This window comes from Streptomyces muensis, from assembly GCF_021474425.1.
GTDB classification, from domain to species: Bacteria; Actinomycetota; Actinomycetes; order Streptomycetales; family Streptomycetaceae; genus Streptomyces; species Streptomyces muensis.
This window is the reverse complement of the sequence record NZ_JAKEIP010000001.1, coordinates 114,302-127,907: the sequence shown is the minus strand read 5'-3', so window position 1 is coordinate 127,907 and position 13,606 is coordinate 114,302. Positions and strand designations below refer to the sequence as shown.

The 13,606-nt window shown below is 68.2% G+C and carries 9 protein-coding genes and 1 pseudogene; 4 read left to right on the top strand and 6 right to left on the bottom strand.

Annotated elements, in window-relative coordinates:
- The first annotated feature begins 15 nt into the window (after positions 1–15).
- The gene (locus tag L0P92_RS00595; RefSeq protein WP_234760356.1) at positions 16–1,599 is read left to right on the top strand and encodes an aspartate aminotransferase family protein; all 1,584 of its coding nucleotides are present in this window, start codon (positions 16–18) and stop codon (positions 1,597–1,599) included.
- A 134-nt stretch (positions 1,600–1,733) separates the two neighbouring features.
- Here L0P92_RS00595 and L0P92_RS00590 read toward each other — a convergent pair whose 3' ends face one another.
- Both L0P92_RS00590 and L0P92_RS00585 read right to left on the bottom strand, forming a co-directional pair.
- Positions 1,734–2,165 carry a PPOX class F420-dependent oxidoreductase gene (locus L0P92_RS00590; RefSeq protein ID WP_234760355.1) on the bottom strand — a complete coding sequence of 144 codons (432 nt, stop codon included), beginning with the start codon at positions 2,163–2,165 and terminating at the stop codon, positions 1,734–1,736.
- A gap of 264 nt (positions 2,166–2,429) precedes the next feature.
- Positions 2,430–3,896: a non-reducing end alpha-L-arabinofuranosidase family hydrolase gene (locus L0P92_RS00585; RefSeq protein ID WP_234760354.1), complete on the bottom strand. Its 1,467-nt coding sequence runs from the start codon at positions 3,894–3,896 to the stop codon at positions 2,430–2,432.
- A 510-nt stretch (positions 3,897–4,406) separates the two neighbouring features.
- Here L0P92_RS00585 and L0P92_RS00580 point away from each other — a divergent pair.
- Both L0P92_RS00580 and L0P92_RS00575 read left to right on the top strand, forming a co-directional pair.
- A complete protein-coding gene (locus tag L0P92_RS00580) occupies positions 4,407–5,837 on the top strand; it encodes an endo-1,4-beta-xylanase (protein ID WP_234760353.1) in 1,431 nt (476 codons plus the stop codon).
- Positions 5,838–5,937: 100 nt separating this feature from the next.
- Positions 5,938–7,245, top strand: coding sequence for an RICIN domain-containing protein (locus L0P92_RS00575; protein ID WP_234760371.1), 1,308 nt, complete (start codon positions 5,938–5,940; stop codon positions 7,243–7,245).
- A 56-nt stretch (positions 7,246–7,301) separates the two neighbouring features.
- On the opposite strand, the gene L0P92_RS00570 is transcribed toward L0P92_RS00575, so the two are convergent.
- The 4 genes from L0P92_RS00570 to L0P92_RS00555 form a co-directional block, all read right to left on the bottom strand.
- Positions 7,302–8,300, bottom strand: coding sequence for a glycoside hydrolase family 2 TIM barrel-domain containing protein (locus L0P92_RS00570; RefSeq protein WP_234760352.1), 999 nt, complete (start codon positions 8,298–8,300; stop codon positions 7,302–7,304).
- The gene (locus L0P92_RS00565; protein WP_234760351.1) at positions 8,243–9,163 is read right to left on the bottom strand and encodes a sugar-binding domain-containing protein; all 921 of its coding nucleotides are present in this window, start codon (positions 9,161–9,163) and stop codon (positions 8,243–8,245) included. The genes L0P92_RS00570 and L0P92_RS00565 overlap by 58 nt, the downstream gene beginning before the upstream one ends.
- A gap of 112 nt (positions 9,164–9,275) precedes the next feature.
- Entirely contained in the window at positions 9,276–12,638 is a 3,363-nt protein-coding gene (locus L0P92_RS00560; RefSeq protein WP_234760350.1) for an alpha-L-rhamnosidase-related protein, read from the bottom strand.
- A gap of 76 nt (positions 12,639–12,714) precedes the next feature.
- A complete protein-coding gene (locus L0P92_RS00555; protein ID WP_308289579.1) occupies positions 12,715–13,080 on the bottom strand; it encodes an RICIN domain-containing protein in 366 nt (121 codons plus the stop codon).
- Between L0P92_RS00555 and L0P92_RS00550 the strand changes: the two are divergent.
- Positions 13,034–13,588, top strand: a pseudogene (locus L0P92_RS00550) (alpha-L-rhamnosidase-related protein); the annotation flags it as partial. The gene L0P92_RS00555 and the pseudogene L0P92_RS00550 overlap by 47 nt on opposite strands.
- Positions 13,589–13,606 lie beyond the last annotated feature (18 nt).

The window sequence follows — 13,606 nt, the reverse complement described above, 5'->3', positions numbered from 1 at the left end:
GGAGAGGAAAACCCGGTGGTCGAGAAAATCGAACTGGCGGAACCGCACCTTGCCGGATGGCTGTCCTCACTTGGACTCGGCGTCGAATACATCCGCTCCCAGGGAAACACCCTCTTCTACCGCGACGACCAGGGCACGGAAATCCCCGTCCTCGACCTGGTGGGCGGCTACGGCTCGACGATACTCGGGCACAACAACCCGGAGATCGTGGCCTACGCCAAGGCCCTGCTCGACCAGGGGACCCCGATCCACGCCCAGTTCTCCCGGCACCCTTACGCCAACGACCTCGCCTGGAAGATCAACGGCATCCTCCAGCGGGAGTTCGCCACCGACGAGCACTACTCGGCGGTCTTCGCCAACAGCGGCGCCGAGGCCGTCGAGGTGGCCGTCAAGCACGCCGAGCTGGACCGGGTGATGAAGCTGGCCGAGCTGACGGAGGAGATCGAGGCCCACCTCGGCGAGGCCCGCGCGGCGGTACGGTCCGGCGCCCGCATCGCCACCGACGCCGCCGCCGGTCTCCTCGGCCCCGACGCCAAGCCGGGCGACGTCGGCGACATCGACCGCCTGCTCGAAGCGGTCCGGGCCGCCAACAGCGAGCGCATGGCCGCCCGTCCGGTGTTTCTGGCCCCGGAGGGCTCCTTCCACGGCAAGCTGGTCGGCAGCGTCCAGCTCACCCACAACGTCGGCTACCGCACCCCGTTCACCGCCCTCGCCGCCCAGTGCCGCTTCGTGCCGCTCGACCAGCCGGACGCGCTGGAGAAGACCGTGGCCGAGGAGCGCAGGACGGTCCTGGACGTCACCGTCGAGGACGGCGTTGTCCGCCTGACCGAACGGGAACTGCCCGTCATCTGCGCCTTCATCCTCGAACCCATTCAGGGCGAAGCCGGCATCCGGGTCCTCGACCGGGCCGCCGTACGTCGGGTCCAGGAGGTCTGCGCCACGATCGACTGCCCGATCATCGTGGACGAGGTGCAGAGCGGCATGGGCCGCTCCGGCGCGTTCTTCGCCAGCTCGCACCTCGGCCTCCAGGGCGACTACTACACCCTCGCCAAGAGTCTCGGCGGCGGCGTCGCCAAGGCCGCGCTCACCCTGATCCGGGGCTCGCGCTACCGCACCGACTTCGAACTCGTCCACAGCTCCACCTACGCCAAGGACAGCTTCTCCACCCTCATCGCCGGCCGCACCGTGGACCTGCTGGAGGCCGACGACGGCAGGGCGTACCGGCTGGCCGCCGAGCGCGGCGACCAACTCCTCGAGGTGCTCGGCCGGTTGAGGGAGGAGTTCGGCGACGTCGTCAAGGACGTCCGGGGCAAGGGCCTGATGCTCGGCTTGGAGTTCCACGACCAGTCCGAGTCCACCTCGGAGATCATCCGCGACCAGGCGCAGGCGGGCCTCCTCGGCTATCTCTTCGCCGGCTACCTGCTGCGCGTCCACGCGATCCGCATCTTCCCCACCGCGAGCGCCACGAACACCCTGCGCTTCGAGCCGTCCGTGTACCTCACGGACGACGAGATCGCCCGGGCCGACAAGGGACTGCGCGACCTGATCGCGGTCCTGCGGAAGCAGGACGGCGAGACGTTGCAGCACATGCACGCCTGAGCGGGGGCGGCGCGCACGGACAGCGAAGGCGAACAACGTAGAGCGGGAACGGCCGTCGGCCCCCGGACCTGGTCGGGTCCGGGGGCCGACGGCCGCTCCCGTGAACGCGGGGCCGTCCCGCGCCTGCCGTCCCGTCAGCTGATGTCGGCCCCGTAGACATGGTCGACCGTCATGGTGATGAGCACCCGGCGGTCGGAGACCATCACCGCCCGGTACTCGTCCCAGTCCGGGTGCTCCCCGGCGGCGAGCCGGTAGTAGTTCACCAGCGCCTCCACCTCGGGCCCGTGGGGGTCGGTGCCCGGACCGGTGAGCGTGGCGATGCCTTCGGCGGTGGCCCACGACATGCCGTCGGGGCTGGTCACCTCCAGCGTGGCCCGGGCGTCCCGCCGCAGGTTCGCCACCTTTGCCGCGCCCGCGCTGGTGGACACATGGATCACGCTCGCCGACTCGTCATAGAACGGCTGGACGGGGGAGAGCTGGGGCCGCCCATCCGCCTTGATGGTCGCAAGCACACCGATCGGGCTCTTCGCGAGCAGCGCATGGGGGTTGAAGGATGTAGAGGTCATGCCCCGGTTGTCGACCTTTCGTATCACCTTGAGTTGGCGCAGACGTGCTGCCACTCTTACTCGACCTTCCTACAGGGCGAACCAGGTGTACTCCACCGACATGACGAGCCATTCTTCGGGGCGCGATATGCGCCATCGTGCTCCGAAGCCCGCCGCGGACGTATCACGCGAGCAGGACGACCACCGCACGCGCCGGGCGGGCTCGGCCCTTTCGCCGAGCCCGCCGTGCCGGCTCCCTTCCGGAGCCGGACCGTGTCGCAACCGTCAGCGCTGTCGTGTCAGCAGACCCGGACGGTAGGGCAGGAGGCCGTAGTCGCCACCCGAGTTGGGGCTGCGCCCCTGGTAGAGCAACTGCAGATTGCAGGGATCGACGGTCATGGTCTGGTCAGGGCTGGTGCGGATCAGTTCGCCGTGGCTGATGTCGTTGGTCCAGGTGGCGCCGCTGTTGGCCTTGCCGGCGAAGGGATTGCTCTCGGTCGCGGCCTGGGGTGTCCATGAGCCGTTCAGACTGGTGGCCGTGAACGAGCGGAAGTAGCGGCCCTGCGAGCCGATCGCCTCGACGATCATGAGGTAGCGGTTCTGGCCCTGGAGCTTGTAGACCTGCGGGGCTTCGAACAGGTTGTTCGTCGTGTCGCTCATGATCGTCGTGTACGACGAGCCGAAGCTCCCCGGGAAGTTCCCGATCGGCATGCTGGCCCGGTAGATCTTGCCGTTGTCGCCGGCGAAGAACAGGTACATGTTCGTCCCGTCGGCGATGAGCGTCTGGTCGATGGGTCCTGTTCCGGAGCCGGAGATGCTTCCGGTGAAGAGCGGCTGCTCGGCTGACCAGCCATTCGGGTTGGTGGGGTCGCTCGACGTCCGGTAGGAGAAGGCGGTCCTACCCCACTGGTAGGCGAGCACCCAGATGTTCTTCGGCGCGAAGTAGAAGAGCGTGGGCGCGACGGTGGAGTTCGACATCGTGTTCTGGCTGGCCGAGGCCATATCCGACCAGTTGGTGAACGTGCCGAAGTTCATCGAGCCCCAGCGCGTCCCCGTGTCGTGCGTCGTCGCGTAGACGAGTTGCCTGCCGTTGTAGGGGACGACGGTGAAGTCCTTGAGCGAGACCCACCCGGGCTTGGGCTGTGCCAGCGCGCCCGTTGATGTCCAGCGGTATGTCGACGGAAGCTCGCACGTGCCGGGGTTGTCGGCGCCGACCTTGACGAGCTGCCACTGCTGGTTGCTGCCGCCCCAGTCGTCGTACTGGACGATGTTCGCGTTGTCGGCGGTGGACGCGCCCTGTACTTCGAGGGCCTTGTTGCTGTGGCGCGAGATGAGCCGCACGTACCCGTCGGAGCTGTCGGCCAGCCGCCACTGCTGGTTGGTGGCGTTCAGGTCGGTCCACTGGACGATCGAACCGCCGTTCGCGGTGGACCAGTTGTGGATGTCCAGGACCTTGCCGGAGTGCCGGGACTTGATGCGGTAGTAGCCGCCCCCGGCATCGACGAACTGCCACTGCTGCTGGTTCTGGTCGTTCCTGGTCCACTGGGTGATGCGGGCGCCGTCGCCGGTCGCCAGGTTGTAGACGTCCAGGGCTTTGCCGCTGTTGCGGTTGACCAGTACGTACGAGGCGTTGGGGTCGACGGTCGCCGCGGCGGCGGGCTGGGCACCGAGGAAGGTGGCCACGAGCAGCAAGGGCGCAAGGGCGACGAGTAAGCGTCTTGGGCGAACCGGGGACGGGTGGCGAAACCACATCAGAGGGCCTCCTTGGGGGCGGGGTGAGGTGGCGCCGAGGAATCGCGGAGCGGCCGAACCAGGGCAGGGACTCTTTCGAAACATTCGAAGAGCTTCCCGAACCTTGACGCCACAAGCTAGGAATGTGAGGGCCTCTGGTCAAGGGCTGTAGCTGATCTGTCCGCAAACAGCTCCTCCGTTTGTGGGCCTGGGGAGCTGTCGTGCCTACCGGAAGTGCTCCCGAAGTTCGCGATCCCCGCTCGACAACGGATTCGAATGTTTCGATCCTTGAGCTGAAACTTTCTCGGCGGCGAGTATTGACGATTCACCGTCAATCCTCAACCTCCCTCACTGGGTGACCGACCGTAGTTCGAGATCTCGAACCGCGTCGGCCGGTTCCCACCAGCGCATCTCACTCCGTGCTGTCCGGATTCCGCCCCGCCCCGCCCCCGTCCGTCCGCCGAGTGGGAGCGGACGACGCTTTCCCCTGCGCTTCAGTCATTCCTCGATGTCCACCTTGGAGGCACAGTCATGGGCCTGTACGCCCTTGCCAGACCCCTTGTGCGTCGGAAGATCCACGGCCTGCTGCTGACGCTGGTCGTCGCCGCCCTAGGCGTGGTCGCCGCGCTGGTCGCGCCGCCGACCGCACACGCCGCCGAGAGCACGCTCGGCGCCGCGGCGGCGCAGAGCGGCCGCTACTTCGGTACCGCCATCGCCTCGGGCAGGCTGGGCGACTCGGCGTACACGACGATCGCGGGCCGTGAGTTCAACTCGGTGACGGCCGAGAACGAGATGAAGATCGACGCCACCGAACCGCAGCGGGGCCAGTTCAACTTCACCGCCGGTGACCGCGTCTACAACTGGGCGGTGCAGAACGGCAAGCAGGTGCGCGGCCACACCCTGGCTTGGCACTCCCAGCAGCCCGGCTGGATGCAGAGCCTCAGCGGCAGCACGCTGCGCCAGGCGATGATCAACCACATCAACGGCGTGATGGCTCACTACAAGGGCAAGATCGTCCAGTGGGACGTCGTGAACGAGGCCTTCGCCGACGGCAGTTCGGGAGCCCGCCGCGACTCCAACCTGCAGCGCACCGGCAACGACTGGATCGAGGTCGCCTTCCGCACCGCGCGCGCCGCCGACCCGGCCGCCAAGCTCTGCTACAACGACTACAACGTCGAGAACTGGACCTGGGCCAAGACCCAGGCCATGTACGCCATGGTCCGGGACTTCAAGCAGCGCGGCGTACCGATCGACTGTGTCGGCTTCCAGTCGCACTTCAACAGCGGCAGCCCCTACAACAGCAACTTCCGCACCACCCTGCAGAACTTCGCCGCCCTCGGCGTCGACGTGGCCATCACCGAACTCGACATCCAGGGCGCCCCGGCCTCGACCTACGCCGCCGTGACCAACGACTGTCTGGCCGTGCCGCGCTGCCTCGGCATCACCGTCTGGGGTGTGCGCGACTCCGACTCCTGGCGACCGGAGCACACGCCGCTGCTGTTCAACGGCGACGGCAGCAAGAAGCCCGCCTACACCGCCGTCCTCAACGCACTCAACGGCGGCTCCACCACGCCTCCTTCGGACGGCGGAACGATCAAGGGCGTCGGTTCGGGCCGCTGCCTGGACGTGCCCAACGCCAGCACCACCGACGGCACCCAGCTCCAGCTGTGGGACTGCCACAGCGGCACCAACCAGCAGTGGACGTACACCGCGGCCGGCGAGCTCAGGGTCTACGGCAACAAGTGCCTGGACGCCGCCGGCACCGGCAACGGCACCAAGGTCCAGATCTACGGCTGCTGGGGCGGCGACAACCAGAAATGGCGCCTCGACTCCAACGGATCCATCGTCGGCGTCCAGTCCGGCCTCTGCCTCGACGCGGCCGCAAGCGGCACCGCCAACGGCACCCTGATCCAGCTCTACTCCTGCTCGGGCGGCAGCAACCAACGCTGGACCCGCACCTGATGGGACCTGTCACAGACGAAAGGGTGAATCGATGACGGCCTACGGTGCGGTTTCCTCCGCCCCTCCCTTACGCCATCGCTGGTGGTCCCGGGTCGCCGCGCTGGTGGCCGCGACCCTCGCGATCGGCATGCTCACCGTGGCGAATCCGGCGCCCGCCGAGGCGGCGACGGTGGACACCAATGCCTGGTACGTCCTGGTCAACCGCAACAGCGGCAAGGCCCTGGATGTCTCCGGCGCGTCTACCGCCGACGGCGCGCGGGTCAGCCAGTGGACGCGCAGCGACCAAGCCAACCAGCAGTGGCAGTTCGTGGCCTCCGGCGACGGCTTCTACCGCCTCAAGGCCCGGCACTCGGACAAGGTTCTCGACGTGGCAGGCGCCTCGACCACGGACGGTGCCGCGATCCAGCAGTGGGCCGACCACAACGGGGCCAACCAGCAGTTCCGCCTGGCCGACTCCGACGCGGGCCACGTCCGGCTGATCAACCGCACCAGCGGCAAGGCGGTGGAGGTGCAGGGCGCCTCCACCGCCGACGGCGGCAGCGTCGTCCAGTACTCCGACTGGGGCGGCGCCAACCAGCAATGGCAGATGGTCAAGCTGTCGTCCGGTGGCGGCGGCGGTGGCGCATGCGGCAGCGCACCGACTCTGACGAGCGGTACGCACACGATCCAGAGCGGCGGCAAGAGCCGCAGCTTCATCCTCAGGGTCCCCGCCAACTACGACAACAGCCACCGCTACCGGCTGATCTTCGCGTTCCACTGGCGGGGCGGAACCGCCGGCGAGGTCGCCTCGGGCGGCACGAGCGGAAACACCTGGTCGTACTACGGCCAACAGGAACAGTCGAACAACACCGCGATCCTCGTCGCCCCCCAGGGCCTCGGCAACGGCTGGGCCAATTCGGGTGGTGAGGACGTCACCTTCGTCGACGACATGATCCGGCGCATCGAGGGCGGCCTCTGTGTGAACCCGGCACAGCGTTTCGCCACGGGGTTCAGCTGGGGCGGCGGTATGAGCTACGCACTCGCCTGCAGCCGGGCGAACGTCTTCAGGGCCGTCGCGGTCATCTCCGGCGCTCAGATCAGCGGGTGCAGCGGCGGCTCCCAGCCCATCGCCTACTTCGGAATCCACGGCATCAGCGACAACGTCCTCAACATCGCGCAAGGACGGTCCCTGCGCGACAGGTTCGCCGGTAACAACGGTTGCGCCGCCCAGAGCCCGCGCGAGCCCGGGCCCGGCAGCCGAACGCACATCACCACCACCTACTCGGGCTGCCGCGCCGGATACCCGGTCCAGTGGGCCGCGTTCGACGGAGGCCACATACCCGGTCCGGTCGACGGCTCCACCGGCGACAGTGGCGTCGCCACCTGGACCAAGGCAGAGATCTGGAGGTTCTTCGCGCAGTTCCAGTGACACACCCGCACCACGCAGTGGAGCCAGGACGTTCCTGGCTCCACTGCGCGTACTTCTCAGCCGAGCGTCCAGACGACGCTGTCGGTGTACGTGGAGCCGTTGATGGTCGCGGTCACCTCCACGGTGTTCTCGCCGGGCCTCAGGACGATGCCGGGCCACTTGAAGATGCGGTCGCCGCTGCTCAGGGTGGTCAGGGCCGTGCCGTTGAGGGTGGCGGAGACCTTGTCCGCGTTGGAGTAGACCTTGAGTTCGGTGGTGGCGTCGGTGCGCCGGGTCCAGCGACGGCTCGTGATGTGAAGGGTCGGCGTGGACGCCCAGTTGGCCTTGTACCAGTAGAAGGCGTCCTTGCGGATCTGCCGGTCGTGGGTGACCAGGCCCTTGTCGTTGATCCCGGGCCGGCCTCCTTCGTTGCGGCCGTCGGAGGCGAAGTCGAACATGGCCCAGACGAACGCGCCCCAGATGTAGGGACGGGCGGCGATCTGCTTCCAGTACGCCTCGTGGAACAGCGACTGGTACTCCTCGGGGTGCCAGGATCCGCCCGGTTCGGGCTTCGCCGGGTCGAGGGCGTGCTGCGCGGTGTTGGCGCCGGCGCCGTACTCCGAGATGCCGATCCTGCGGGAGGGGGCGTTCCTGTGCAGGTTGTCGGCCCAGGCACCGAGTTCGCCGTCCTTGGAGCCGTAGTACCAGCCGAGATACTTGTTGAAGCCCGTGGTCCGCGTGTGCAGCCCCGACTGTGCGTCGTCGGCGTCCTCGCTGCGCACCGCATAGGTGGAGAGCCGGTCCGGGTCCTCGGCCTCGATGATGTCGGCCAGTGACGCGAGCAGCGTGTTCGTGGCGGTGCCGTTGTAGTCGGTGAGTTCGTTGCCGATGCCCCAGAAGACGATCGACGGGTGGTTGTAGTTCTGCTTGATCAGCTCACGCAGTTGGTTCTGGGTGCTGGTGGTGAAGGCGGCCGAGTCGGTGACGGAGTTGACCAGCGGGATCTCCGCCCAGACGATCACCCCGCGTTCGTCGGCGAGTTCGTAGTCCTTCTGGTCATGCTGGTAGTGCGCCATCCGGACGGTGTGCATCCCGAAACCGGCTTCCACCTCAACGGCACGCTCGCGTTGTGGAGATACGGATCCGCCAGGCCGTTCCACAGGCGCGGGCGGTCGACACGGACGGTCTGCCTGATCTCCGCGCCGGTGCCCGCGGCGACGCTCTGTGCGCTGCTGCCGGCCTCCGCGACGACGTTCCCGCTCTTGTCGGCGATGACGCTGCGGACCATCACCGATCGGGTGGTGCTGCCGTCGTTCCACAGCTTCGTCGTCACGGTCACCGTGGCCGACGTCGCGGTCACCTCGCTCTGCCGCAGGTAGACGCCGGGGCCGGCGTGGTCCTCCATCCGCACATGGAGGTCGTCGACGGCCCACAGACTCACATTGCGGTAGATGCCGCCCTCGAAGGTGTAGTCGGCGCTGACCGGCGCGATGCCGGTGTCCCGGGCGTTGGTCACCTTGACCGCGATCACGTTGTCCCCGCCCGGCACGAGCACGCCGGTGGCACCGAACCTGAACCGGGAGTAGCCACCCTTGTGCTGCCCGAGATACCGGCCGTTGACCCAGACGTCGGCGACCTGGTTGACGCCGGCGAACTGCAGGTACAGCCGCTTACCCGCCAGTTCGGACGGCACGGTGTAGTGGCGGCGGTACCAGCCCACGCCCCGGTAGTAGTTGTTGCCGCCGTCGGCACCGTCGACGGCGTTCCAGGTGTGCGGCGTGTTGACCGACGACCAGCCGGAGTCGTCGAATCCGGTCGCCTCCGCCCCTTGGACGTCCGCTCGGACGAACCGCCAGCTCCGGTTGAGATCGATACGCACGCGCGGGTTCGGCGCCGTGTACGTCGCAGCGGCGTACGCGGCACCGGACGTCTGAGTCATCGCCAACGAGGCGAGTACCCCTCCAGCCGTCCCGCTCAGCATTTGTCGGCGAGTGGGAAAACCTGTCATCTCAGAACTCATTTCCGCGGAGGTGAGTGAAGGGAAGGTTGTCTTACGCGACGCGAATCTCGGCGAGTTGGAGCCTGTACTTGGCCGTCTCGTCGGTGGCCGGCGCACCGAGCCTCGTGGCCTTCAGACGCAGATAGCGGCCGGTCGCGGAGGTGAGGGCGTAGGTCTGCGCGGTTCCGCCGGGGTTGGGCTGGCCGGTGACGGTGCGGACGGTGGTGTAGGAGGTGCCGCCGTCGGCCCGGGTCTGCAACGTGAAGTCGACCGGGAGGCCCGCGGTGCCACCGCCGGCGCCACCGGTGTCCGTACGGGGCTGGAGGGTGACCGACCCGATCGCCCGGTCCGCGCCGAGGTCGACCTCGATCCACACCGGTGTGTCCCTGACGTCGGCAGCGGGGAAGTCGATGCTGGTGAAGCCCCTGGCGCCGGCCACACTGGTGAGGTTGCCGTCCAGCACTCGCGTCTTGCCCCAGTCGCCGTTCTCCAGCGTGCAGTTGCTGGTGACGGTCGTCGAGGCGGTCGGCACGGTGATCTCCGCGAGCTGCAGCCGGTACTTGGCGGCCTCGTCGGAGGCCGGGGAGCCGAGCCTGGTGACCCGCAGGCGTACGTAGCGGGCGGTGGTGGTGCGGAAGCCGTAGGTCTGTACGCGCCCGTCCGGGTCGGGCTGGCCGGTGACGGTGCGGACGGTGGTGTAGGAGGTGCCGCCGTCGGCCCGGACCTGGACGCTGAAGTCGACGGGGAAACCGGCCGTGCCACCGCCGGCCGCCGCGGTGTCGGTGCGGGGGAAGAGTCGTACGGCGTCGAGGTCGGTGTCGGCGCCGAGGTCGATCTCGACCCACACGGGGGTGGCGCTGACATCGGCGGAGGAGAACTCGTTGCTGGTGTACCCCTTGGCGCCGGCCACGCTGGTGAGCTTGCCGTCGGTGAGCCGGTTGCGGCCCCAGTCGGCGTTCTCCAGGCTGTTGTCGCCGCTGACCGGCCGGCCCAGCGCGAGGTTGTCGAGACGGCCCGCCCCGCTGACCGTGAAGGTCCAACTCCCCGGCCGCACAGTGAAGTAGACGTAGGAGGAGTCCTTGCTCGCGTACGTGAGGCCGGAGACGCTGCCGGTGGCGGCGCCGCCCGAGTACACGGTGGTGCCGTTCGCCTTGATCACTGGCGAGGAGCCACGGTAGGTCGGGACCCCCACCCGTGCGGTCGTGCCGCTCGGGGAGGTGAGGGTCAGGGTGGCCTGGTCGCCGTCACGGGTGATGCCGAAGCGGATGTCGCCCCGTGCGGTCGGGGTCACCGTGTCGATCCGCGTGAGGGTGCCGGTCTGCGGGACGACCTCGTACGCCGTCCAGCCGGGCTCGGTGGGTCGTACGCCGGCGGCGTAGGCGGACAGGGCGTACAGCGGTCCGCCGTTCCAGGCGTGGTTGTCGGTGCCGTCGGCCTTGGTCCACAGCTCCCACAGCGTGTAGCAGTCGGGGTCGGTGACCTGGGCGGCGAAGCGGTTGCGCATCCGCTCCTCGGCGACGGTGGCGGCGCCCATGAGGTAGAGCGCCTCCAGGACGTAGAACTCCATGTAGGGGCTGGCGTTGAGGTGGTTGCGCAGCACCTCGGTGATCGCGCGGTGGCGGGAGGCCGGGGCCAGGCCTGCGACGACGGCGAGGGCGTTGGCGCGGTCGTCGGAGTCGCGGGTGTAGCCGGGGGAGCGGTACTCGTTGCGGGACGTGTTCCACAGGACGCGGTCGAAGTTGGCCTTGATGCTGTCGCGCCTGGACTGCCAGCCGGCCACGTCACCGCTGTTGCCGCTGAGGTCGGCCAGCTTGGCGGCGGTGTCCAGGGCCAGGTAGTACCAGCAGTTGTCCAGGACACGGGCGTCGATGTCGGAGCCCCAGTCCTCCCAGTCCCAGTCACCGGCACGGTGGTTGACCAGACCGTCGCCGTCCAGGCTCCACAGGTTCAGGTATCTCTTCACCGCCGGATAGGCGACGGTGACGGCATCGGCGTTACCGGTGTAGAGGTAATAGGTCCAGAACGACCACACCGAGGCCAGCATCTGCACGGGGAGTTCAGCGGTCCAGATGGTCGTCGGGACCGGGGAGTACAGCGCCCCGCTGTCCTTCTGCCAGGCCGCCAGCTGCGCGATGGCCTTCTCGCCGAGCGCGTGGGAGCGGGTGTCGAAGGTGTAGAAGCCCTCCTTGAGCTGGTTGACCACATCGCCCCACCACTGGGCGCGCTCGCGGGTCGGGCAGTCCATGTAGTTGTCGCGCATGTTGACGTACATGGTGCGGGCGGCCTTGCCCCACAGGGTGTCCAGGAACGGGTCGCTGCTGCGGAACGACCCGGCGAAGTCGGTGTCGTAGCCGGACTCCCGGTACTTCAACTCCAGGATCGTCACGCCGGCCGGGATCGTGTAGCGCACGGCCGTTCCGCTCATCCAGGCCAGCGGCTCGAACTCCTGGACCCCGCCGGCGCAGACGTAGGTGGCGCGCATGTTGTACTGCGTCCCCGGCTCGATGCCGACGAGGCCCGCGCCGTCGTCGTAGTGATCGGTCTGGATGCCGATCACCGCACCGGCCGGAGCGTCCACCTTCAGAAACGGAGTCACCTGGATGTTGGACGGCAAGGTCGCCGAGATCGCGGTGGAGCCCTGGCCCGTGGACGGCAGCGAGGCGGCGTTGGTGTAGGACTTCAGACCGGAGTAGCGGAACAGCGGGATCGGCCGCTCCACGAGGGTGTTCCAGGGCGCGGCGCCCGCGGCACCGTATTCGGTCGGCGCCGTCCAGCCGCTGTCGTCGAAGCCGGGGGAGCGCCAGCCCGATACGACGGCGGCGGCTCGGGCGTCGTAGAAGATGTTGGACTCGGGAAGCCGGAAGTTGACCTGGGTGCCGCTGGTGTTGTTCGAGTAGCCGGGGTGGACGGTGTGCTTCCAACTGGTGTCGCTGACCAGCCGGGTGGTCGTCGAGCCGGCCTGGATGTCGGACTGGAACAGCAGACCGCCCCTGCCGCTGCTGTTGTGCGAGAAGCCCTGCTTGCCGAAGTACCAGACCAGCAGGGCGACCGTGTTGCTCCCGCTCTTCAGGTAGGGCGCGAGGTCGATCTCGTCGTAGTACGTGTCCGTGCGGTTGGGACCCCGCTTGAGCCCTCCCTCGAAGACCACCAGCGTGCCGTTGACCCACAGCCAGTACTTCGAGTCGGCGGCGATCTGGGTCACCGCCTTCGACGGAGCCGCGCCCAAGGTGAACGATCTCCGGAACGCCACCCACTGGTTCGTCGTGCTGGACGGCGCCCAGATCCATTTCGCGGTCCAGGAGACGGCGGCGGACGCCCCGGGTGCGAGCCCCGGCAGGAGCGCCGAACCGAGGGTGGGAGCAAGGGCGACGGCTATGGCGGACCGCAGGACGGACCGGCGTGGGATGCACTGCATTGGGCACCTTCTGAGGGGTTGAATCGATTCAATGAAGCCGGGCTCGCCGCCTTGACGGCGAGCCCGGACCGGGGGGTCAGTTGATACGGACGATCTTCCAGAGCTGGTCGTCGACGCTGACGCTGTTCCACTGGATGACGGCCGCGCCGTCGGCGGTGGACGACTGTGCGATACCGGCGACGAGCGTGCTGTTCACGTTCCGGAGCCGGTAGTAGCCGTCGCCCGCGTCGCTGAGGGTCCACTTCTGGGAGTCGGCGCTGGAGACCGTGTTCTGGACGACTGCGGCACCCGCGGCGCTGGAGGAGTCGCGGACATCCAGGTTGAGATTACTGTTGACGTTCCTGACGGTCCAGGCTCCGTCGCCGGCCGACCGGAAGGTGAACAGCTGGCAGCTGCAGGGCCGCGCCGACCTGGCGTACGCACTGCTCCACCAGGACGCCATGCCGTCCTGGCTGTTCTCGGTCAGGAACGGTGCCACCACGGTCTGGGAGCGCTGGAACTCCTACTCCGCGCAGGCCGGGTTCGGCCCGGTCAGCATGAACTCCTTCAACCACTACGCCTACGGCGCGATCATGGAGTGGATGTACGCCTACATGGCGGGCATCTCCCGCGACCCGGAGAGCCCCGGCTTCAAGGACTTCGTCCTCCAGCCGCATCTCGACCCCACCGGGAGGATCACGCACGTCAAGGGCTCGCACGAGTCGCCCTACGGCGAGATCAGGAGCGAGTGGCGGGTGACGGACGGCGGCAAGACCCTCGCCTACGAGGTGACGGTTCCCGCGAACAGCCGGGCGACCCTGCGTGTCCCGGCCCTCTCGGCGGACTCCGTCCGTGAGGGACGTACACCGCTGGCCCGGGTGGACGGCGTACGGCCGCTGGGGCACACGGACGGCACGGCCTCGTTCCAGTTGCCGCCGGGCCACTACTCCCTGACCAGCACGCTGCGTTGACAGCTAAGCCCGGCCCCG

Coding starts and splice junctions, on each gene's coding strand:
- L0P92_RS00590 (WP_234760355.1), bottom strand. CDS start 2,165: ATGACCTCTACATCCTTCAACCCCCATGCGCTGCTCGCGAAGAGCCCG.
- L0P92_RS00585 (WP_234760354.1), bottom strand. CDS start 3,896: ATGTGGTTTCGCCACCCGTCCCCGGTTCGCCCAAGACGCTTACTCGTC.
- L0P92_RS00580 (WP_234760353.1), top strand. CDS start 4,407: ATGGGCCTGTACGCCCTTGCCAGACCCCTTGTGCGTCGGAAGATCCAC.
- L0P92_RS00570 (WP_234760352.1), bottom strand. CDS start 8,300: ATGGCGCACTACCAGCATGACCAGAAGGACTACGAACTCGCCGACGAA.
- L0P92_RS00565 (WP_234760351.1), bottom strand. CDS start 9,163: ATGACTCAGACGTCCGGTGCCGCGTACGCCGCTGCGACGTACACGGCG.
- L0P92_RS00560 (WP_234760350.1), bottom strand. CDS start 12,638: ATGCAGTGCATCCCACGCCGGTCCGTCCTGCGGTCCGCCATAGCCGTC.
- L0P92_RS00555 (WP_308289579.1), bottom strand. CDS start 13,080: ATGGCGTCCTGGTGGAGCAGTGCGTACGCCAGGTCGGCGCGGCCCTGC.